Origin of the sequence: Paenibacillus sp. MCAF9 (genome assembly GCF_052114265.1) — a bacterium.
Classification (GTDB): domain Bacteria; phylum Bacillota; class Bacilli; order Paenibacillales; family Paenibacillaceae; genus Pristimantibacillus.
In genome coordinates, this window is record NZ_JBFREL010000004.1 from 358884 (window position 1) to 381040 (window position 22157).

Annotated in this window: 16 protein-coding genes; 12 read left to right on the forward strand and 4 right to left on the reverse strand. The window is 46.7% G+C overall.

Going from position 1 to position 22157, the window contains the following annotated elements; genetic code table 11:
• The first annotated feature begins 9 nt into the window (after positions 1–9).
• The 5 genes from AB4Z45_RS09615 to AB4Z45_RS09635 all read left to right on the forward strand — a co-directional run bounded on the left by AB4Z45_RS09615 (position 10) and on the right by AB4Z45_RS09635 (position 10992).
• Positions 10–507: a GNAT family N-acetyltransferase gene (locus AB4Z45_RS09615; protein ID WP_441908937.1), complete on the forward strand. Its 498-nt coding sequence runs from the start codon at positions 10–12 to the stop codon at positions 505–507.
• A 6-nt stretch (positions 508–513) separates the two neighbouring features.
• A complete protein-coding gene (locus AB4Z45_RS09620) occupies positions 514–3546 on the forward strand; it encodes a cyclic nucleotide-binding domain-containing protein (protein WP_441908939.1) in 3033 nt (1010 codons plus the stop codon).
• A 514-nt stretch (positions 3547–4060) separates the two neighbouring features.
• On the forward strand, positions 4061–5095 hold the full coding sequence (gene pheS, locus AB4Z45_RS09625; RefSeq protein ID WP_441908941.1) for a phenylalanine--tRNA ligase subunit alpha: 1035 nt from the start codon (positions 4061–4063) through the stop codon (positions 5093–5095).
• A 24-nt stretch (positions 5096–5119) separates the two neighbouring features.
• Positions 5120–7561: a phenylalanine--tRNA ligase subunit beta gene (gene pheT / locus AB4Z45_RS09630; RefSeq protein ID WP_441908942.1), complete on the forward strand. Its 2442-nt coding sequence runs from the start codon at positions 5120–5122 to the stop codon at positions 7559–7561.
• A gap of 242 nt (positions 7562–7803) precedes the next feature.
• Entirely contained in the window at positions 7804–10992 is a 3189-nt protein-coding gene (locus AB4Z45_RS09635; protein WP_441908944.1) for a hypothetical protein, read from the forward strand.
• An 80-nt stretch (positions 10993–11072) separates the two neighbouring features.
• Here AB4Z45_RS09635 and AB4Z45_RS09640 read toward each other — a convergent pair whose 3' ends face one another.
• From AB4Z45_RS09640 to AB4Z45_RS09650, 3 genes are all read right to left on the reverse strand, one after another.
• Complete coding sequence (locus AB4Z45_RS09640; RefSeq protein WP_441908945.1) at positions 11073–11753, reverse strand: SDR family NAD(P)-dependent oxidoreductase; 681 nt, start codon at positions 11751–11753, stop codon at positions 11073–11075.
• A gap of 341 nt (positions 11754–12094) precedes the next feature.
• Complete coding sequence (locus AB4Z45_RS09645; protein ID WP_076267893.1) at positions 12095–12481, reverse strand: hypothetical protein; 387 nt, start codon at positions 12479–12481, stop codon at positions 12095–12097.
• A gap of 218 nt (positions 12482–12699) precedes the next feature.
• Entirely contained in the window at positions 12700–13059 is a 360-nt protein-coding gene (locus tag AB4Z45_RS09650) for a phage holin family protein (RefSeq protein WP_076267892.1), read from the reverse strand.
• 255 nt (positions 13060–13314) lie between these two features.
• On the opposite strand from AB4Z45_RS09650, the gene AB4Z45_RS09655 reads away from it, so the two are divergent.
• The 5 genes from AB4Z45_RS09655 to cysK all read left to right on the forward strand — a co-directional run bounded on the left by AB4Z45_RS09655 (position 13315) and on the right by cysK (position 19161).
• Positions 13315–15684 (forward strand): endonuclease MutS2, encoded by a 2370-nt coding sequence (locus AB4Z45_RS09655; protein ID WP_441908947.1) that lies wholly within the window; start codon positions 13315–13317, stop codon positions 15682–15684.
• Between the two features lie 51 nt (positions 15685–15735).
• The gene (locus AB4Z45_RS09660) at positions 15736–16158 is read left to right on the forward strand and encodes a DUF350 domain-containing protein (protein WP_076267890.1); all 423 of its coding nucleotides are present in this window, start codon (positions 15736–15738) and stop codon (positions 16156–16158) included.
• 112 nt (positions 16159–16270) lie between these two features.
• Positions 16271–16891: a hypothetical protein gene (locus AB4Z45_RS09665; RefSeq protein WP_441908948.1), complete on the forward strand. Its 621-nt coding sequence runs from the start codon at positions 16271–16273 to the stop codon at positions 16889–16891.
• 127 nt (positions 16892–17018) lie between these two features.
• Positions 17019–18224, forward strand: coding sequence for an MFS transporter (locus tag AB4Z45_RS09670; RefSeq protein WP_441908949.1), 1206 nt, complete (start codon positions 17019–17021; stop codon positions 18222–18224).
• Positions 18225–18243: 19 nt separating this feature from the next.
• Positions 18244–19161, forward strand: a complete 918-nt coding sequence (gene cysK, locus AB4Z45_RS09675; protein ID WP_339207699.1) for a cysteine synthase A — start codon at positions 18244–18246, stop codon at positions 19159–19161.
• A gap of 18 nt (positions 19162–19179) precedes the next feature.
• On the opposite strand, the gene AB4Z45_RS09680 is transcribed toward cysK, so the two are convergent.
• Entirely contained in the window at positions 19180–20250 is a 1071-nt protein-coding gene (locus tag AB4Z45_RS09680; protein WP_441908950.1) for a CotH kinase family protein, read from the reverse strand.
• A 423-nt stretch (positions 20251–20673) separates the two neighbouring features.
• Here AB4Z45_RS09680 and AB4Z45_RS09685 point away from each other — a divergent pair, with 423 nt between their 5' ends.
• Positions 20674–21405 carry a hypothetical protein gene (locus tag AB4Z45_RS09685; protein ID WP_441908951.1) on the forward strand — a complete coding sequence of 244 codons (732 nt, stop codon included), beginning with the start codon at positions 20674–20676 and terminating at the stop codon, positions 21403–21405.
• A 71-nt stretch (positions 21406–21476) separates the two neighbouring features.
• Positions 21477–22151 (forward strand): DUF2642 domain-containing protein, encoded by a 675-nt coding sequence (locus AB4Z45_RS09690; protein ID WP_076267884.1) that lies wholly within the window; start codon positions 21477–21479, stop codon positions 22149–22151.
• The last annotated feature ends 6 nt before the right edge of the window (positions 22152–22157 follow it).

Here is a 22157-nt window from a genome sequence, read left to right on the forward strand (position 1 = left end):
GAAGGCCGAATGCTTGTTGGACAGTTTCGAATTAGTCGCATCTCCACAATAGATGAGGCGGAAAAAGTCGTCGCATTTTTATTATCAGGCTTTTCATTTGATGATACTCGTTACACGCCAGGCGAGCTGACGCATTTCCGAGAGCTTCCATTTCGCGCGGTAAATAATGAAATTTATTTCTGGTATGCCGAGGATGAGCATGGAAATGTCATAGGCATAAATTGCATCGCCGAAAATGAACAAAAAACCGGAGGTTTCAATTGGGACTACATGGTTGTTCATCATGATTATCGCAAAGTAGGCGTTGCGGCGCTGCTGATGGAGCAGATGTATGACTTTTTGGGAGAAGTAAACGCCAGATATCTAGTAACCTATACTTGCGATCTGCCAGAGTACAACCGCATTCGTCAATTGTTTGAGAGCAGCGGCTTTACATTGGTTGGTAGATGCCCAGATTATTACTACGAAGGGGAAGACCGCTTAATCTATCATCGAAAGCTGGTTTAAAAAGATATGACTAAAGATACCATATTGCGCGCAATCGGTGCCCGTCCAGAGGATCAGCGAAAGCTGCTTATGATGGCACCTGTTTTTTTTATTTGCGGCATATCTGAAATGCTTAATTATAATGGCTTTATGACGTTGTTCAATCAGCGGTTCGGAAGTGAATACCTTCCTTATGTATATGCGGCGGAGGCTATTATTTTGCCGCTGGAGGCGTGGCTCTTGTCCTGGCTTGCTGCTAGGCTGCCAAAGCCGAAGCTGATGCGCGTCTTATATGGAATTATGCTAGGCATCGTTGCCGTAAATGCATTGGTGCTGCTAGTATTGCAGAGCTTCGATCTAGAGCTGAGAGGGTATTATCCCGTCTTGTTCATAGCGTCCAGCTTTGTCGTAAGGCAGCAGACCCTATTGCTTTGGAGCTTGGCCGTTGATTTGTGCTCGACGCAGCAAGCGAAGCGTCTCATGCCCGTGTTCGTTGGCTCAGCAACGCTTGGCGGAGTAGCGGCAGGTTTGCTTGCACAGCTTTTAAGCCTATATTTTGGACCCGAGGTTATATATGCCGCTTCCGGTTTGCTGCTTCTGGCTGCATTGCCTAATTACCGTAAAGTGATTACCCGTTATTTGGTGCCATTGTCGATCAAAATCGAAGCTAATGCTCTGGAAGAGGAGCCGGTATCAACGGGAGCGGTGTTTAAGCACGCGCTTCGATCTCCTTTTTTGCTAACCGTTATTTTGCTTATGACACTGATGCCAGCTCTTTATTTTCTAATGGAATATGAGTTTCTGAACGTGACAAAAATGTCATTCCCAAGCGAACAGGCTTTCAGCCGGTTTTTTGGGATGATTACGATGGTGTTGTTTGTTCTCGCCTTTTTGCTGCAAACCGTCTCAGGCAAGCTGATGGCACGCCTTGGTGCAAGCCAAATGCTTACGGCTATATCAGGCGTTTATGTTCTCGCATTTGCCGGCGCTTTATTTTTTGTTGGCGGTCCAGCTGCGCTTCCAATGATTTCGATTGGCTACATGCTGTTATATTTGCTGCTTTATTATTCGGCCGAGCCTTCCTATCAGCTGTTCTTCAAGACGCTTCCGCTTGCGCAGCGTGACAGCTACAGGTATGCAGCGCAAGGAATTGCGGCTACGGCGGGCATTTTGATCGGCGCTGGCTTGCAGTTTTTGCATTCAGGCTTTGGGGTATCCTGGACAGCCTTGTCGTTTGTAGGATTTGCAGGCGCCGTGCTGCTGTTTGTGCTTGCTTGGTTCGGCAGAAGGTTCTATATGCGTGAGCTTGTAGGCAGCATACAGACCATTGGCGAGCAGGATTTAGCGGAGCAGTTCGATGAATTTAGCCGAAACGAAGCTGCAATGGCAGAGCTTAGGGCCATGTTGAAGCAGCCGATAGACTCTGCGAAAGAAATTGCCTTGCAAATTATCGGCAGGCAACAAAATCCGAATGATGTTGCCGATTTGCTGGCGCTGATTGATAATCCGAATCCACGCATTCGCGTTGCTGCCGTTAGGGCGATGAATCTCGAGCGCGCAGACCTGCATGCGATGGTGAAGGTAGCTGCATTTCTTGAGGATCAGGACGATGAGATGCGTGCCGAAGGCGTAAGACAGATCGGCAGAATGAAGCATATGGAGCATCAGGCTTTTTATTTCCTGCGGCAAAAGCTTCTTGATCGGCATCCGAGCGTCGTTGCAGAGGCTGTCAAAGCGATGTACTCCTTTAACAATGCAGCAAGCATCGAGGCTTGTGCGGAAGTGATCGATCGTATTCTTGATGCGGGAGGCGAATCCTCGGTTTATATTTGCCGAGTTATCGCGGAGCTTGAGCTGTATTCTTTTGTGCCGAAGGTTGAGAAGCTTGTTGATGATGCGCATCCAGCGGCAAGGGTTGCAGCAATCGCATGTTTGGGAAGGCTTAAGGTTACATCCATTATTCCTATTCTGCTGGAGCGTCTCCCGCTTATGGACCAAGAAATGTTCCGCACGACGACAGAAAGCTTTATTCAGATGGGCGATGGAGCGGTCGAGCTGCTGATTGATAGCTTGAATAGCGCGCCACCGAAGCGATGGACAGCTGTGATGATTGCGCTCTCGGCACTTCTGCCAGACGAGCAGGTACGTTCTAAGCTAACGGATGAATCGTTAAGCCGTTTAAGCGAGCTTGAGGCAGCGTCAGGTTATTCCTTGTCGCTTAAACAGCTAGGGAAGACGGAGCTTGCAGAGCTTGCTTTGCTGCGCTGGCGAGAGGTTCGCGACTTTATTTTTACAGGTGTATGGGCGGTGCTGACCAAGCTTGCGGATGAGCAGGTTGTTGATGCGATCAGAAGGGCAGCTGCTGATGAAGATGAAGAAATTCGCAGCAATGCTTGGGAAGTGCTCGCGGAGGGCATGGGTGAGCGCAGATTATCGCAGTTTTTGCTGACCGTTCTCGAACGCGGCGAAGCTGGAAGAGAAGTAACTGCCGATGAGGAAGCGACTGTCCTATTGGAGGCAGCACTAAACGGAAATGATGATTGGTGGCGGGAGATCGCTGCAGCGGCGTTAGTGGAGGAGGGAGAGCAAATGTCCAAAGACCAGCAGATGATGAGCCGTTTAAACAAAGTAGTCTTTTTAAGGCAGGTTCCCTATTTCGCTGATTTATCGCTTGAGGAGCTAGGATTAATCGCTAATATTGCCGAGGAGTATGTATGCCCGGATGGAGAGAATCTGCTGCAAAGAGGAGAGCCTAACCCCGCGATGTATGTTATCGTTGACGGCAATATCGAGCTCACGAGCATTTCCGCAGCAGGCTGGGAAGGAACGATCGGCGTACTCGGTGCAGGGGATGTGTGCGGCGTAACTTCAGCGCTCGACAGCACCTCATCTACTGTAACGGCGCAATCCTTGCTTGGCGATGTGAGAGTGCTGAAGCTGCTAGGCGAGAATGTGTCAAGGCTCATTCGGTTATACCCGGAAATAGGAATCGGGCTGCTCCGAGCGTCGTTCGCACGCATTCGATTGCTGGAAGAAATGATGATGAGGATTGATTCGTAGCAATAAAGCAAGCTTAGCGGTTGCAACGGTACTTCAGATTGCATATAATATAGATTATTATTTCATATTCGAAGTAAAGCGATGATGGAGAAGAGTAAGCAGTACTTTCGCACAGGAAGAAGACGCCGTAGACTGAGAGCGTTTTTGTGAAAATAGGCTGCCCAAGTTCACTCCTGAGCAGACACCTGAAACGCCATAATATACGGCGCGTGTAGGGAAGGTCCGGTTCCCGCCGTTATGGGGCTAAGGGATTGTTGTTCAGCGCCTCTAGGCGACGTTAGCCACACTTGGTTATGCGTACAGGCTGATGCTCAATCCGAATTAGGGTGGTACCACGGTTCTTTCGTCCCTTTAGGGAGAGAGGGCCTTTTTTTGTGTAAATATAACCATTTATAAGTTTATTAGCTTATAAAGAGCTTATATTTTACCGCGAAACGTTAGCTAGGCCTCCTAAGGATGGCTTTAGCCGTTACGCTTGCATGATTTAGGGATGATGATATGGAGGCGAAGAAAAATGAAGGAAAGACTGGAAGGACTGCGCATTGAAGCATTGCAGGAGCTTCAGCATGTGGATACGCCACAGCAGCTAAATGATTTGCGCGTTAAATATTTAGGTAAAAAAGGCGCTTTGACTGAAATTTTGCGCGGCATGGGTGGACTAAGCGCTGAAGAACGTCCAGTAATTGGTCAAGTAGCGAATGATGTTCGAGCAGCTATTGAAACGGTTATCGATGAGAAGCAGGATGCATTCCAGCAAGCTGAGACGAACAATAGACTCCTTGCAGAGACGCTGGATGTTACGCTGCCAGGCAAGCAATTGCCTACCGGCGCAGTACATCCTTTAAATAAGGTAGCCCAAGAAATTGAAGATATTTTTATCGGTCTTGGCTATACAATTGCCGAGGGTCCAGAAGTTGAAGAGGATTATTACAACTTCGAGGCATTGAACTTGCCTAAGAACCATCCAGCCCGCGACATGCAGGATTCGTTCTATATTACGGATGATATCTTGATGCGTACGCAGACTTCACCGGTTCAGGTTCGTACAATGAAAGCAATGAAGGGCCAAACGCCTGTTAAGGTTATTTGTCCAGGTAAAGTTTACCGCCGCGACGATGACGATGCGACACATTCATTCCAGTTCAATCAAATCGAAGGTCTTGTCATCGGCAAAAATATTCGGATGAGCGATTTGAAAGGAGCATTGCTGCAATTCGTTCAGCAAATGTTCGGCTCACAAGCGCAAATTAGACTTCGTCCAAGCTTCTTCCCATTCACGGAGCCAAGTGCTGAGGTTGACGTTACTTGCGTTCAGTGTGGCGGCAAAGGCTGCCGCATGTGCAAGCATACGGGCTGGCTTGAAATTCTTGGCTGCGGCATGGTGCATCCACGCGTTCTTGAAATGGGCGGCTACGATCCGGAAGAGGTCAGCGGCTTTGCATTCGGCATGGGCATTGAGCGTATCGCGTTGTTGAAATACGGCATTGACGATATTCGTCATTTCTATACGAACGATCTGAGGTTCTTAAGCCAATTCGCAAGAATGTAGCAATGAGAGAAGGGAAGAAAAGAGATGAATGTATCCTATAAATGGTTAAATGAATATATCGATTTGTCCGGCTTCACAGGACAGGAGCTTGCGGAGAAAATGACGCGCGGCGGCATTGAAATCGACGTTGTGGAATCCCGCAATAAAGGCGTGACCGGCGTCGTAGTTGGTTATGTGAAATCGAAGGAAAAGCACCCGGATGCGGATAAGCTGAACGTGTGTAAGGTTGACGTTGGCACTGGCGAAGAGCTGCAAATCGTTTGCGGAGCCAAAAATGTCGATGCAGGCCAGCTTGTCCCGGTTGCTGTAATCGGTGCTGTATTGCCTGGCGATTTCAAAATTAAGCGTGCAAAGCTTCGCGGCGTTGAATCCCAAGGGATGATTTGCTCGGCGAAGGAGCTTGGCTTGAACGAAAAGCTTCTGCCAAAAGAACAGCAGGAAGGCATTCTTGTTCTTCCAGCTACAACGAAGATCGGTGCGCCAATTGGCGATGTGCTTGGCATTAACGATGAGGTGCTCGAGCTTGATTTGACGCCAAACCGTTCAGACTGCCTCAGCATGATTGGCGTTGCATATGAGATTGGTGCTTTAACTGGCCGTGAAGTTCGTCTGCCAAAGGCTGTTATTAATCATACAACCGTACGTGCGGATAGCCTTGCAGCGGTCAGCATTAGTGCACCTGAGCATTGCTCGCATTATTCGGCTCGTTATATTAAAGGCGTAAAAATTGGTGAGTCCCCATTGTGGCTGCAAAACCGATTGATCGCTGCCGGCGTTCGTCCAATCAACAACGTTGTTGACGTTACAAACTTCGTTATGCTTGAATACGGCCAACCGCTTCATGCTTTTGATGCAGATCGTTTGCCTGGCGGCCGCATTGATGTTCGCCTTGCAAAAGCAGGAGAAATGCTTGTTACCTTGGATGATCAAGAGCGCAAGCTAGAGCCGCATATGCTCGTTATTACTGATGGCGAGCAGCCAATTGCCCTTGCAGGCGTAATGGGTGGAGCAAGCACCGAAGTTACAGGCGAGACGGTCAACATTTTGCTAGAATCAGCAAAATTTGATGGCGGCACCGTGCGCAAAACGTCACGTCAACTAGGACTTCGCTCGGAATCAAGCATTCGCTTTGAGAAAGAAGTAGATCCGGCGAGAGTTATTCCTGCGCTCGATCGTGCTGCTTCCCTTATCGCAGAGCTTGCTGAAGGTTTAGTTGCCGAAGGTATTGTAGAAGTGCATGCAGGTGAAGTGAAACCAGCCAAAGTGTCCGTTTCATTGGATAAAATTAATGGCTATCTGGGTACGGAGCTGTCCAGACTTGAAGTTCAGACGATATTTGGCCGTTTGCACTTTGAATATGAGCTGTCAGGCGACAATGTATTTACTGTAAATGTTCCTACACGCCGCGGTGACATTACGCGTGCAGTAGATCTAATCGAAGAAGTAGCTCGTTTGCACGGCTATGATGAAATTCCTACTACGCTCATTCATGGCGATGTTGTGCCAGGTTCGCTAACGAAGCCGCAAGCTATTCGCCGCGAGCTGCGCAAGCGCCTGTCAGATGCAGGTTTGCATGAGGTTGTCAGCTATTCCTTCACGGGACCTGAGCGGACGAAGTTATTCCCTGCACTAGCGGAGCATACGAATCCAATTCGCCTAGCCATGCCTATGAGCGAGGATCGCAGTGTACTTCGTACGACGCTTATCGCACAGCTTCTGGAGACTGCGGCTTATAACCGCAATCGCAAAAATGAATCCGCAGCGATCTTTGAGATCGGCAGCGTATTCCATACCGATGAAGAGCAATTGACTCGCCTGCCTCATGAGAAGCATCGTTTTGCAGCTCTTCTGACTGGCAATCGTTCAGAAGCGGAGTGGAATACAAAAGCGGCTCAAGTTGATTTCTATGATGCGAAGGGCATTTTGGAAACGGTATTTGCCGTACTTGGCTTAACAGCCAGCGTATCATTCGAAGCGGCTCAGCCTGAGCATTTCCATCCAGGCAGAACGGCTGCTGTTCTTCTTCACACGCCTAAAGGCAATGAAGTAATTGGTTATGTTGGCCAATTGCACCCTGCTCTTCAACTTGAGGAGGATCTAGCTGATACGTACGTGCTGGAAATTGGACTTGACCTCATCTATGAGCAAGCAGATGCGGCGATCGAATATAAAGTATTGCCTCGCTACCCGGCTATGCAGCGTGATATTGCAGTAGTCGTGGATCAAGAGGTTGCTGCTGCCAAGCTAACTGGCGTGGCATGGGACATTGCAAGCGAGCTGCTTGAGTCTGTACGCGTCTTTGACGTATATACAGGAGAGAAGCTGGGAGCTGGCAAGAAGAGCGTGGCCATATCGCTTGTTTACCGTCATGGTGAGCGTACATTGACGGATGAAGAGGTAACAGAGCTGCATGGCAAGGTTGTTTTACAATTAGAACAATCTTTTGCAGCAGAATTACGCAAGTAGGCAGGAAACCTTCAAAGCCGCATCGAAATAGTTCCTAGTGAGCTATTGATGCGGCTTTTTTCCTTGTAAATATAAGGAATGATTGGTTTTTTCATAACGGTCATGTATTTATATTTGCTAGAGAAACGAAAGCAGTTCCTCTCTGGACGGCAACGGTTGAGAACGTAAACAACGTACGCCCCTGAAGGATGATGTCAGCTGTTTAAGCTAGCTCTACTTGTATATTAGGAGGATTCGCCTTAATGGATGCTGAACAAACGGTAGTTACGGTTGATATATATGGAATTCAATATAAGTTAAAGGGCCATACCAACGTAGAATATATGAAAAGGGTTGCAGCGGCGATTGACGAGAGCATGAAGAAGCTGGCGAAAGGGTATCCGCGTCTTGATATGCCGAAGCTGGCTGTCCTCTCTGCTGTGCAAATAACAGAGGAAGTATTTCGATTGCGCCGCGACAATACAAGACTTCTGGAGGAAGAAGCAAAGCTTAATCTCCTGATCAGAGAGCTGGAGCAAATGAGCGAGCAAGCGGTCTCGCTTAAAGCTGAGCTTGCTGAGACGAAGCGTATGGCGAGCGAGCAATTGCAAAAGGCTAAAGCGGCGGCAGAAGCAGAGCTGAACGAAATGCTGGCGCTTGCCGCAGAGCAAGCTTCAGCTCAGCAAGCTGCAGCAGCCGAGGCAATGAAGGTGCAGGAGGAGACGATCATCCGTCTTACACAAGAAAATGTGGAACGGATTACTGCGCTCAGAGCGAAAAAGGATGAGCAATTTGCACAGCTCCAAGCTCGTAAGGATTCGGAGCTGAATGAGTTAAAGCGATTAATGGAAACGAAAATAGAGGAGCTCAGCAGCAAGAAGGCTTCAGAACTTGCAGAGCTTGCGAGTAAGAAGGAAGCAGAGCTGGCTGAGCTTGCAAGTCAGAAGGAAACAGAACTTGCAGAGCTTGCAAGTCAGAAGGAATTAGAGCTGGCAGAGCTTGCAAGTCAGAAAGAAGCAGAGCAAGCAGAGTTTGCCATGCTGAGAAAGCAAAAGGAAGCAGAACTGGCTGAATTGCAATTGTCCAAGGACAATCAGCAGCTTGAATTGGAGCTGGAGAAGGAAGAACTGCGATTGGAGCTTGAACAAGTGAAGGCAGATGAACTGGCTGCACTTAGACAAGAAAAAGAAGCGCAATTGAATGCTTTAGCCTCGGAGCAAGAAGCACTGCTTACAGCATTAAAGGCAGAGAAAGAGGCTCAGCTGTCGGAGCTTGAAGGAAGCTGGCAGAGTAAATGGGATGAGCGAGAACTCAGCTGGTTAGCTCATGCAGAAACCTCGCAGCTAGAAATTGCCCGCCAGAGTGAAGAGCGTGAGCAGGCTTGGAAGGCAGAAGCCGTTAAAGCGGAACAAGCTTTTCGTGCTGATCTTGAGCGGCGTAGAAACGGTTGGCTGGAGGAGCGAGGCAAGCTGCAAACCCAGATTGCTGAGCTTCAAGAAGGCTGGAAGAAGGACAAGGAATTATTTGAAAATCGTATAAATTCAGCAGATGAGCAGCTCGTTCAGGCAATGGAGCAGGAAGAATCCTTCCGCACATCCTATGCGCAGCTGGAACAGGAGCTCCATGAAAAAGAAAATGAATGGGAGCTGCTGCAAAGCGAGCTGAATGAAACACGCAGCAAGATACAGGAGCTGCAGGAGCAGAGCACTCAGTCCTTAGCACAAATCCAAGAGCTGGAACAAAAGCTTGCTCATGAACGCAGTCATGTTTCCGCTGCGGATAAGCGGGCAACAGATTTGCAAACAAGATTGAAAGAAGCAGCGGAACGTGAACAGCAGCAGGAACAGAAGCAGCTTGAGCTTGAAGAGGAGTTATTAAAGCTGCAGCTTGAGCTTGAAGAGCATGAATTGATGAGTCAGAAGCAGACAGAAGAGCATAACAACCTTCTTCGGATTGAGCTTGAAAATCAGAAGGAATTGCTGGAAGAAGAGCATGAGCAGAAACTGCAAAAGCTTGAGGATGAGAAGCGTGAGCTTGCTAGGACGCTGCGCGAGGAGCATGAAGGGCAGCTGCGAATTGTCGAAGCCGACAATGACGAGCTGTTTAAGCAAATGACCGCAGAAAGCAATGAACGCTATGAGCAGTTGGCAGAAGAGAAGGATGCCAGGTACAAGGAGCTCGCAGCAAGCCATGACGAACTGAATAAGAAGCTTGCTAGAAAATATGAAGAGAAGCTGCAGCAGCAAGCAGATCAACATGAAGAGCAGCTTCTAGAGCAGGCTCTGCTATATGAGGAGCAAAGCAAACAGCTTGTCCTTGAATATGAGGAGCGGAGCAAGCAAAAAGCAGCTGAGCATGAAGAAAATACTAGAACAATGGCTTCGCTTCATGAAGAACAGCTGCTAGAGCAGGCTGTGCAGTACGAGGAGCAAAATAAGCAGCTGGCTCATGATTATAATGAGCAGGCAAAGCAAAAGGCAGCCGAGTATGAAGCTAGGCAGAATGAACTCGTTCAGAAATACGAAGAGAAGCTGCTTGAGCAAGCGATTCAATTTGAAGATGCTCAGAAGCAGCTGACAAATGATTTTGAAGCCAAGTCCAAAGCAGCGGCTATCGAGCAAGCCGCTATTGCGGAGCAGCTCGTTGACCAGTATGAAGAGCGATATAATGAGCTTGCTGCCAAGCAGGATGAGGTTCGCAAGCAGCTAGTGAATGAACGGGAAGCTCGCTTGCAGCAACTGGCAGCAGAGCATGACGAGCAATTGAAGCAGCTTTCTGCGGATCAAGAGGAGCTGCTGCTGCTTCAGCAGCACGATTACGAGACTGCCACCCAGAAGCTGCAAGCGCAGCTGGACAAAATTGAGCAAATAGCGGCTTCTGCGGCAAACGGAGAACAGGTTTATAAGGCTGAGCTGGAGAAACTGCAAATTAGAGAACAAGAGCTAACGGAGCAGTTGGAATGGACAGCAGCTCGAGAGCGTATTGCAGCTCAGCAGCTAGAAGCAGCTTCTGCCCGTGAACGTGAGCTCAGTGAGCGATTGCAGGCACAGCAGCAATATGCGGAACAGGTGGCTGCTGAGGTGAAGCAGTATGAGCTTGAGAAGAAGTCGCGCGAATCAGCGGAAGAGGAGCTGAGAGAGCGGCTGGAGCGAGCAATGCAGGAAGCAGCTGCAGCATCCGATTTGAAGGAAGAGCTGAGCGAGCATACGTCTAAGCTTGCAGCAGAAAGAGATGAAGCAGCTCGTCAGGCTGCGCGATTAGCTAGTGAGCGTGATGAGGCGGCAAGCGCACTTGAGTCACTTGTCTATGAACGCGATGAAGCAGCTCGTTCTGCAGAGAGGCTAGCTGAGGATCACGCTGATCTGCAGGAGCAGCATCATAAGCTGAAAAATGAATATTCGAAGCTGCAAACCGAATACAACGAATGGATCGAGCTTATTGAGCACAGCTGATCCAGCGCCTAGAACCAAGAAACCGCAGAAACAAACAAAGGCTATTGCCGACGTTTGTTTCTGCGGTTTCTTTTTAGAGATTAACCATAAGATACGATTGTGCCAGTTGGACCGCCGGCGGACAAGCTAGCTAGACGAATCAAGTCCGGTGTAACGATTGCAGGATCTTTGCCGGTCGCGTGCATTTCTGTACGAAGCATGCCGGGATTATAGAGGTTTGCAAGAATGCCATGCTCATACTCCTCATCGGCTAAGGTGCGTGTCAACGACTCTAGTCCTGCCTTGGCTGCGCTATATGCTGCATAGCCGCCTGCGCCGTTCCATGATAGGCCGGAGGTAATATTAATAATTCGTCCATATTTTGCTCTGCGCATAGTTGGTAAAACAGCCTTAGTCAGTAGAAATGGTCCTGTCAGATTGATCGCAATTTGATTTTGCCATTCTTCCGAGGTTAGTTCGAGCACGCTGCCTGATTCAAGAACAGCAGCATTGTTCAAAATAATATCGATATGCCCAAATTGCTGGACGACTGCTGAAATGGTGTCTTGGACTTGCTGCTCATCGGATACATCTGTCTGCAGCACTACTGCATCTTTTCCCGTCTTTGCCTTTACGATCGAAGCTGTTTCCTCAAGCTTCGCAAGTCTTCTCCCAAGCAGCACAACATCTGCGCCTTCTGCTGCAAACGAGATTGAAGCTGCACGTCCAAGCCCCGTACCAGCTCCACTAACAATGGCGACTCGATTTTGTAAAATTCCCATCACCATTTCTCCTTTCGCTTTGCATATTGTTAATATTTTATCAGAGGGGACAAGGAGGGGAAAGAGGAAGGTCATCAAACTTTCTTACTCGATTGTTAAATAAAAATGATATATGCGATAAAAGAAAAATATATGTAGTTTGGCTGCGTGAATAGTGCAAAAAAATGATATGATCCCCAAAATGCTCACTGCTTAGGTAAAAAATAAATATAACGGAAGTTTCTCCTGCTTTAACCTCTTATCTCAGAGTAAAATAGAACAGGAAACAACAAAAAAACAGCAGAGCAGATTCATTCCATCCGGCTCGGCTGTTTTTAAGTTTTATATATTTTCAGAATCGTTTATTCTACAACCAAAACAGCTTTCATTTCTCTATGCCCTGCTCCGCATGGAACGGAACAAATCATTTGATAACTTCCCGGCTCACTAATGTTTACAGCGATCGTGTCGCCATTTGAAAGTTTGTAGTCGGTTTTTTGAATCTGAACGCCATGGATGCCGTCAACCGAATCAAGCTTGAGATTAACCGTCTCGCCGGCTTTGATTTTATATTCCTTCTTGTCAAATTTCCAGTTAGCTGCTGTCACGACAAGGTCAGATGAAGATGCTCCGCTATCTGCTACTGTTGTATTTGTTTCTTTATTTTCGGGTTTGGCTGTGTTTGTGCCGCATGCAGCAATGACAACGACTAAACACATTGCGCTTGCAAATAATAACCATTTTTTCATTCGTAAAGCGTCCCCTTTCGATTATCCAATGTAATAGGTAAGTTTTGGATTGTATCTATTGTACCTTAACCAGCTTTCAATTGCAGTGACGGTGTGATGACAAACTCATGAATTTCTTGTGAAATGATTAGGGGAAACGCGAAAATTTGGCAGAACGCAGCAATCAGCCCTTGACCGCCATTAAGGCAATCAAGGGCTGGTCTCACATAAAGCCTGCATTAATCGCGATCGCGTCTGCCTGCTTCATAGGGAGTGCTGACCGGAATGAACAGGTCGATGATCCCGATAACAAGAGCAGCTAAGATAGCGCCGAGCAAGGTTACAGTTACGCCGCCTACGATAAACTGAGCAATCCAGATAACAGCTGCGCTTGCGATGAAGCCGACGATTCCTCGGCCAAAGGGTGTAACCCGCTTGCCGAATATGCCTTCAATTACCCAGCCTAGTGCAGCAATGACAAGCGCTAAGAAAAAGGCGCTCCAAAATCCGCCTACACTAAATTGTGGAACGATAAACCCAACAAGCATTAATACCAGCGCGGCTACGATAAACCGGACGACATGTCCCAAAAAAGACATTTTATAACCCTCCTTAAGTTCTACAAATGGAAAACATAACTGGAGCTGTTTTGATACTTGTGTAGCTTATAGTCGCCCACGTTCGCAGTTCTTTGTTATTTCCTTCCGTACAGTATTGCTAAAGTTGCGTCGTTAGACGGCTCGTTCGTTTATATTGTGACCAATTGAGCATCATTTATGTATGAAACAACGGTTCAGTTCGTGCATCAAAGTCGTGATTCGGCTATAATAGGAAGGCGAGAGGAGTGTTAATTGTTGGACACTAAAATTTTGAAGACACTTGAATATCCTAAAATCATACATAGATTGTCTCAGCATGCAGCAACATCGCTTGGGAAAACCATTGCCGAGTCGCTGCAGCCGGTTTCGGATCTGGAATCGGTAAAGCAGATTTTGCAAATTACCGACGAGGCCTACACAGCTGATCGTCTTAAAGGCAGTGCGCCATTTGGTGGAATTGTGGACATCTCAGCGCCGCTTCACCGTGCCCGTATAGGCGGTACCCTTAATCCGGCTGAGCTTCTGGATATTGCGAATACAGCACGGGGCGGTAGACGTGTAAAACGGCATATCAGCGTCTTGCATGAAGATAATCCCATTCCAATGCTGCACCATATTGCAGATCAAATAAGTGAGCATAAGTCGCTTGAGGATGCGATTTTTGATTGCATCGATGACCAAGCGGAAGTGATGGACAGCGCTAGTGCTGAACTGGCATCTATCCGGCGCGAGCTTAGAAATGGCGAATCACGAATTCGTGAGAAAATGGATCAAATGGTCCGTTCCTCATCCGTTCAAAAAATGCTGCAGGACGCCATCGTAACACTTCGCAACGATAGATATGTTATTCCAGTGAAACAGGAATACCGTTCTCACTTTGGCGGAATCGTGCACGATCAGTCTGGTTCTGGCGCAACATTGTTTATCGAGCCGGAAGCCATAGTTGCGATGAACAACAAGCTTCGAGAGCTGAAGGCAGGCGAGCTGCGGGAAATTGAGAAAATTTTGCAGAAGCTAACTGCTTTGGCATCCGATTATGTAGAAGATCTTATTTATAACTTGGATTTGCTTGGCCAAATCGATTTTGCTTTTGCCAAGGCTCGGCTTGCTCATCTCATGAAGGCTACACAGCCGCGGATGAATGACCGAGGTTTTCTGAAAATAAAACGTGGACGCCATCCGCTAATTGCTCCTGAGCAGGTAGTTCCACTCGATGTGGAGCTTGGCAATCAATACACTTCTATCATTGTAACGGGACCGAATACAGGCGGTAAAACGGTTTCCTTAAAAACCATCGGACTGCTTAGCCTTATGGCCATGTCAGGATTGTTTGTACCTGCTGAGGATGGCAGCCAGCTTTGTGTATTTGATGCTATCTATGCCGATATCGGTGATGAGCAAAGCATTGAGCAAAGCCTCAGTACGTTTTCCAGCCATCTCAAAAACATCATTGGCATTTTAGGCTCCATGACATCTAAGAGCTTAGTGCTGCTTGATGAGCTTGGTGCAGGAACAGATCCAGCTGAAGGCTCGGCGCTTGCGATTGCCATATTGGAGCATGTTCATGCAATGGAAAGCCGTATTGTAGCGACTACGCATTACAGCGAGCTGAAAGCTTATGCTTACAATCGCAAGGGTGTTATTAACGCCAGCATGGAGTTTGATGTTGCTACGTTAAGCCCTACGTACCGTCTGCTTGTGGGTGTTCCAGGCCGAAGCAATGCATTTGCTATCGCTGAGCGTTTAGGGCTTGCCCGCTCGATTATTGAGCATGCAAGAGGAGAAGTAAGCGAAGAGGATCAACGGGTTGAAAATATGATCGCCTCCCTTGAAGAGAACCGGTTAGGCGCTGAAACGGAACGTCAAACGGCAGAGTCGCTCCGCCGTGAGATGGAGACGCTGCGCGCGCGCCATGAGGCAGAGAGTTTGCGCTTTGAAGAGCAGAAAGAAAAGCTGATGCAGAAGGCGCAAGATGAGGCTCGCGAGGCTGTCCTCAAAGCCAAACGCGAGGCAGAGCAAATTATTGCGGATTTGCGGAAGCTTGCAATGGAGGAGGGTGCCTCCGTCAAGGAGCATAAGCTCATTGAGGCACGCCGCAAGCTGGATGAAGCGGCTCCCGAGCTTCAGAAATCGAAGCGGGGTGCTTCCAAGACAGCAACGAAGCAGGTTAAGATTGAAGCTGGCGACGAAGTAACCGTATACAGCTTAAATCAGAAGGGCACGGTTGTGGAAATTCATGGTTCCGATGCTACAGTGCAGCTGGGCATTATGAAGATGAAGGTTGCGCTGGATGATTTGGAGCTGCGAAGCTCTGGAGCTACCGCTAGTAAGACACAACAGCCGAAGCAAGCAGCCAGCTTGCAGCGCACCAGAGAAGAAAATATTAAGATGGAGCTCGATCTTCGCGGAGAAAATCTGGAAGAAGCAATCCTAGAGGTTGACCGTTTTCTTGATGAGGCCTTTTTATCAGGCTTAGCTCAGGTTGCTATTATTCATGGTAAAGGCACTGGCGTGCTTCGTACAGGAATACAGCAATATTTGCGTAGACACAGCCATGCGAAGAGCTTTCGACTCGGCAATTATGGCGAGGGCGGCGTTGGCGTGACGGTTGTGGAGCTTAAATAGCTCCTAGCCATTGCGCAATCGAATACGGCAGATGATGGAGGGGTCTTGTAAATGAGTAATGAAGTCGATCAGTTGCTGAGCAATCCGTATGCTGCTTCACTTGTTTATGTATCGGTTGCGGTGCTGTCTCTCATCGTTTTTTTATCGTGCTTTGAGCTCGTAACCAAATATAAATGCTGGACGGAGATAAAAAAGGGAAACGTTGCTGTTGCTATGGCGACAAGCGGTAAAATATTCGGTATTTGTAATATTTTCAGGTTTTCCATCGAGTCCAACGATTCGGTGTATCAAAGCCTTATCTGGGGTGCGTTCGGTTTCGTCATACTTATGGCAGCTTATTTTTTATTCGAATTTCTAACGCCTGTTTTTCGAATCGATGACGAAATCGCTCGTGATAACCGTGCGGTAGGGCTTATTGCAATGATCATTTCTGTATCTTTATCTTACGTGATTGGTGCAACTGTCATTATATAAACGGGGTGAAGCCATATGAAATATTTATGGAGAATACTAGCGGTTGTCGCTGTTTTGTTTTTTGTTTTCGGTATCGTATATTTAATGAATCATTAGAGGGGAAGTTATGAGTATGGATGAGCATTTGATATGTCCTTGGTGTTTAACGGAAATTGTATGGGATGAGGAGATTGGGCCAGAATCGCATTGTCCGCATTGCGACAATGAATTAAGCGCATATCGTACGATAGAGCTTGGTTATGATGAGGATGAAGTGGAAGCTGATGAGCATGAAAAAGCAGTTCAGGCGCTAAAAATCAATGATGCTCGCAGAGCAGCGAAGCAAAATGGCGAGGATCCTGAAGACGATTGGTCAGACGATGAACTGGAGGAAGAAGCGGAAGAAGACGATTCCGATGATCCGAACCATAAACGTTGGCTAGCTCAGGGTGATGGTTTCCGCAATGCTGACAGTGCACGATTTGCTGTGGAAGAAACGGTTCAGCGTGTGCTTGATGATCAGGATGAAGTACCTGAATGCCCGGCATGTCGGGCGTATATGATCGAAGCAGGCGTACAGACAATTGACGGGCAGCAATTCGAGTCGAGAATCGCTCCATCTTTAGGAAAAGCGGTGCTCGAAACTCCTTTTCAATTGACCTTGTACGTTTGTCCCGTTTGCTATCAAACCTCGTCCTTGCTGAGTTCAGGCGACCGCGAGCAAATGATCAATCGTCTAACACCGGAAGAATAACAGACAACTGGCAATAATGGACGGGCATGGGCTGCATCCAATAAGGGAATCTTACAAAACGTAATTCTGATACGTAAAGGGCTAGACATGTGAATGCATGAACTGGCCTGCGGCAGGAGGAATCGTTTTGGCAAAAACCTTAAATGGACAAGCAGCCCTTTTACTTATTGTGCAGGCGCTTTACGGTATTGCGAACGCGCTGTCCGGGACGTTTGTTCCCGTATACTTATGGAAAGCAAGCCAATCTTATATGTTGATCGGTTGGTTCACTATGGGTCAATATGTAATGAGTGGATTAACCTTTTGGGTTGTTGGGAAATGGGTAAAAGAGCATAACAAAATGAATAGTTTGCGCATAGGCATTATTTTGTCAGGCGTGTTTTATTGTTCAGTACTGCTGCTGGGTACACAAGCGAAGGTATATTATTTGCCGCTTGGCCTTTTAAATGGGATGGCACTCGGTTTTTTTTGGGTCGCATTTAATGTAGTTTATTTCGAAGTGACAGATCCAGATAATCGGGATCGTTTCAATGGTTGGTCGGGGCTGCTTGGTTCTGCGGCAGGTATCGTGGCGCCGTGGGTATCAGGCTTGCTTATCACTTCGATGCAAGGAGAAAAGGGATATAGGCTTATTTTCACCCTTTCATTAATCATATTTTCTATAAGTGTAGTGCTCAGTTTTTGGCTTAAAAAACGCCATGGTCAAGGCCGCTATAATTGGAAGCATGGTTTCCAGCAGTTGATGCAAAAAGGAAATCCGTGGCGTCGCATGTTTCCAGCTATTGCAGCGCAGGGCGTGCGAGAAGGCGTATTTATGTTTCTTGTTGGCCTTACAGTATACGTAGCTACGCAAAACGAAAGCAAGCTAGGAACGTATTCACTCATTACATCCTTAGTTGCCTTAATCAGCTTCTGGATTGTTGGCAAAATGCTCAAAAAAAACAATCGCAAATGGGCGATGCTCATAGGCGTTATCATGATTGGAATCGCTATATTGCCGCTGTTCTGGAAGGTCTCTTATGCTACACTGCTTATGTTCGGAATCGGAACATCACTGTTTATGCCGCTTTATATTATTCCTATGACTTCAAGAGTTTTTGACCTCATTGGTCAGTCCGAGGAAAGTGCGCGGGAACGAGAGGAATTTATCGTCCTTCGTGAAGCGGGATTGGTTTTAGGCAGGATTATCGGCTTATCGTCATATTTAATCGTTTTGCCGCTGAATCATTCTGCTGTCGCCATTACTTGGCTCTTGTTTGCGGTTGGCATCGTGCCGATTGCTGGTTGGTGGTTCATGAAGCCGTTTCTTACAGAACAGCAAGCACAAACCTAAATAGAAAGGAAGTGAAGGAATGCCGAAAGTAGTTGCAGACATTACGCAATTAATTGGGAATACGCCTGTCGTAAGGCTAAACCGTCTTCCAGAAGAAGGCAGCGCCGAAGTATGCGTTAAGCTGGAACGCTTTAACCCAAGCGGCAGCGTAAAGGATCGCGCAGCCTTCTCTCTTATTAATGATGCCGAGAAGCGCGGTTTGATTAAGCCTGGTGATACCATTATTGAACCAACTAGCGGCAATACAGGCATAGGCCTAGCCATGAACGCAGCAGCTAGAGGCTACAACATAATATTAGTTATGCCGGACAACATGACTGCTGAGCGGATTAAACTGCTGCAGGCATACGGAGCGGAAGTTGTGCTTACACCTGCTGCTGAACGCATGCCGGGAGCCATTCGAAAAGCGGAGGAGCTTCGGGCTGAGCGCCCGGGCAGCTACATACCGAATCAATTCGAGAATCATGCAAATCCGCAGATTCACCGAATGACGACTGCGATAGAAATTATCGAGCAGACAGATGGCAAGCTAGACGCTTTCGTTGCTACCGCAGGAACAGGCGGCACGATTACAGGAACAGGCGAAGCGCTAAAGGAAGTGCTCCCTCATTTGTATGTAGCGGTAGTAGAGCCGCAAGGGTCACCGGTGTTGTCAGGAGGAAAGCCAGGCCCGCATAAGCTTGTCGGTACTAGTCCTGGTTTCGTGCCCGCTATTCTTAATACATCGATTTATGATGAAATCATTCAAGTTTCAGATGAGCATGCTCTAACGACAATGAGAGCGTTAGCGACGCAAGAGGGTTTGCTGCTAGGCCCTTCCTCAGGCGCTTCGGTATGGGCAGCGATGCAAATTGCAAAACGTCTTGGTGCTGGGAAGCGAGTGCTGTGCATTGCTCCAGATACCGGAGAGCGGTATATGAGCATGGATATTTTTTGATCAGCATACGGGAGTGGTTTATAACCATTCCCGTAATGATTGCTGCAATATATTGCGTCTTTCATCAATGTAGTTATAAATAAAGGCTGGTTCTGCTAAAAAGGTGTCATAGCTCGCCTTTCGCGTATAATCGCTGCGAATAGCCGGAGATAACTGTGCATGCATCTGCGAAATGACGGGTTCCAGCTTCTCGGAAGTAAATGCGGATAACAGCAGTTTCTTTAAAATCGCTCTATATTTTCTTCTGCACGACGGGAAAGTAAATAGCTTCTCTGTCAGCGTATTGTAGCCCTGAAGACGGACGAGATCACTGCCGCAAGGCTTTCCGTAACAGTTTCTTCCCCAGGTTCCCTCGTAATCCCATGGAATGATTCGATATTTCCCACTTTTGCTATGCTCATAAATTGCATAGTTTTGATCAAATCCATCGTAATTTCCAGTCAATACAGCTCCGGCAAGCCATAATAAATATTGTGATACATCAAGGCGTTTGGCATTATGCTCATTCAGTTTACTGCCAGACAAACGATTGATATTTCGAACGAACGATACGAGCCTCTTTTTTGTCCCCGTCTTTCCCAGCTTCAATTCATAACCATCAAATAACGAAGCTTTCGTACCTTTAGAGACAGGGTCCGTTAAGCTGAAGTCGGCACTGTCATTGACTGCATAGAGAAGAGAACGGCAGCCAATGCCCCTTTTTTCGAAAAAAAGTTGATCTACCGCTTCGATTTCCAAATAAACACCTCGAGGCACGTCATTTATTATGAGCCAGAAGTGGTTGGTTTGAGGGGATGGCACACCAATTTTATTGAAAAAGTAAAAGGAAAGTGCGTTTCGCATCATGGATGGATCGTCATATTCCGCATTCCAATGAAATGTTTTGCCATTTTCAAGCCGAACTTCATAAGATTTTTTGGAATAATTACGTGTATGTCCTCCCCGCAGGCCAAACTCTGCAGTATAGGTTTGTCCCTCCATCTCGAGTTGTGCCGGTTTGAAGGAACGCCCCCAAGCATCGCTTTGTATCTCTTGGAAATCAGAAGCATTCATCCGTATGGAACGTGTCGGCAAGACTTCAGCAACCATCTAACCATCTCCTAAAAGCAAAAGATAAAGCCTACCGTTGCACGATAGGCGTTTTGATCTTAATACTCTATTCAGCTAATGCCCAGATGGTCACGATTATTTGGTCATGAATGTTTTCAATCCTAATGATCACAATGGAAAGCTTCCATATCTGAACCAGTAGAGTTCAAAATCTATAATTATACTACTCTATTATTTATAGGGGAATTGCTCAATCTCTCATAAATAGATAGCAATCTAGTACCACTTCCATACGGTATACATATTAATATATTACATTTCGTATCTCATGATAGATGGAGTGAATGAGAGAAGGAGGATGCAAAGCAGCAGAGTAATGAATGGGAAGTGAATAGGTCGTAAGGGCGTATTTGAAGACAGGCTTTTAACAACAAACAATGAAATTATCGGAGGGATTTTTTTATGAGTCTATGGTACAACAATGGTTATTCAGCTGGTCAATCGGTTGCTAGTAATAACAATAGCCACAAAAGCAGCCAGAGTGGAAACAAGGATCATAATTTTTTACAAACGATGGTAGGCAAAAATGCAAAAATTAATCGCGGCGGACCGGAATCACTCCAAGGCAAGCTTCACTCTGTAAAAAGCGACTATCTCGTTTTAGTCACAAGTGAAGGTGTCGTATATGTTGCGACTAGCCATGTTAAAAGTGTTACGGAGGCAGGAGCTGGCAATACAAGCAGCGGCAGCAAAGGCAATAGAAGCGGCAGTGGCAGCACAGCGGTTATTAATGCTAGCAATTTTAATGGCGTTATCCGTGCCCTGAATCAAACCTTCGTACAGCTTAATTCTGGCGGACCTGAGAAGGTTGAAGGTTTCATTGCTCAAGCAGGAAACAACTCAATTCTGCTCGTTTCCGGTAAAGAAGCTATGCAAATCCAGAACTACCACATCAAATCGATTAAAGCTGCGAGCAACCGTTCTGGCGGAAACAACAATAACAAAAACGAAAATAAAAACAGCAACGCCAATAGCAACAGCAAAAACGAAAACAAAAGCAACAGCAAAAACGAAAACAAAAGCGACAGCAAAAACAACAATAAAAACAAAACACAAGGCAATCGCAGCGGTGGAAAAAGTAATGCAAATGCGGCTGCCGTAAAAACAACTCGCAGTTCAGTAAAAAAATCATAATGGCCTGTCGGGCAAAAGGTAGAGCTTTTGCCCGATTAAGCGATCTATCCGGATGAAAGGAGGTTAATTGCATGAAAAACCGTCATCCGCTGTTGGATAAGCAGGTCGAATTGGAGATTTCAGGGAAAGTAGCGCCTATACGAGGTAAATTGATCGAGTTTGGTCAGGATATATTAGTGCTGCATAATGGAACACAATTTTTGTATATCCCGCTTATTCATCTGCAGCAGCTTCGTCTTTCAACTCATAAAGAAGAAGCAGAAGAAATATATGAAGTACCGGAAATGCCTTTCGAGCCTTATAATGAACCCGTCTCGTACCGAAAAATATTGATGAACGCGAAAGGTATGTTCTCTGAAATTTATATTACAGGTAATCAGTCTATTCATGGTTATTTGACCACCGTTATGAATGATTTTTTCGTCTTCTATTCTCCTGTTTATCATACGGTGATCATCTCTCTTCACCATATGAAATATTTAATTCCGTACAGTCCTAACGTAACACCATACACGTTAACACCGGAACAATTCCCTCTAAAGCCATCCCCGCTAACCCTTGCAAGAACTTTTGATCAACAGCTTCGTAAATTAATCGGCGAATTCGTCGTGCTTGATCTCGGCGAGAATTCAAATAAAATCGGCGTTCTGAAAAATGTCGATCAAAGTATGATTGAGCTTGCGACTGTAAGTGGAAACCCCGTTTTTTTACATTTTGATCATGTGAAGACGGTTCATATTCCGTAGGAAAGA